This window comes from Mycobacterium sp. E3298 (assembly GCF_001666895.1).
GTDB lineage: Bacteria > Actinomycetota > Actinomycetes > Mycobacteriales > Mycobacteriaceae > Mycobacterium.
In genome coordinates this window covers 1-528 of record NZ_LZJB01000143.1, presented here as the reverse complement: position 1 = coordinate 528, position 528 = coordinate 1, and the positions used below count along the sequence as shown (strand labels likewise).

General features: G+C 69.3%; 1 protein-coding gene. It reads right to left on the bottom strand.

Translation table 11 applies throughout. From position 1 onward, the window contains the following. Positions 1-506: VWA domain-containing protein (locus tag A9X05_RS06545; RefSeq protein ID WP_156736518.1), on the bottom strand; the 506-nt coding region annotated here is incomplete at its 3' end. Positions 507-528: the final 22 nt, after the last annotated feature.

The following is a 528-nucleotide window of genomic DNA, read 5'->3' as shown; positions in this document are numbered from 1 at the left end:
GCCGTGCTGTCGGCGAAGTCGAGCTTCTTGAGCGCGTCGATCGTCGCCTGGTGCTGCGGGGTGGGCGACACCAGCAGGTATGGCGTGCCGGCGAAGCCGACCAGGCCCAGGTTGATGCCCGGCGTGAGCTGACTGGCGAACTGGCCGGCCGCCTCCTCGGCGGCCTTGAGCCGGTTCGGCGGGACGTCGGTCGCCCGCATCGACTGCGACATGTCGATGACCAGCACGACGACAGCCCGGTTGCGGGGGATACGCATGTCGTGGGTGGGGGTGGCCAGCGCGATGGTCAACAGGATCAGGCTGAGCAGCGCCACCGCGATCGGAAGGTGCCGCCTCGGCGACTGCGGCACGGCCTCCTCGGTGAACCGGCGCAGCCGGCGCCGGCGGCGGGCGAACTGCAGCACGACGTAGATGCCCAGGACCAGCAGAACGGCCAGCAGGAACAGGAAGAACCACGCGTTCTGAAAGCCGGTGACCGACACGGGGCCCAGCAGGGGCAACTTCATGTGCAGCCACACTATGCGCCCG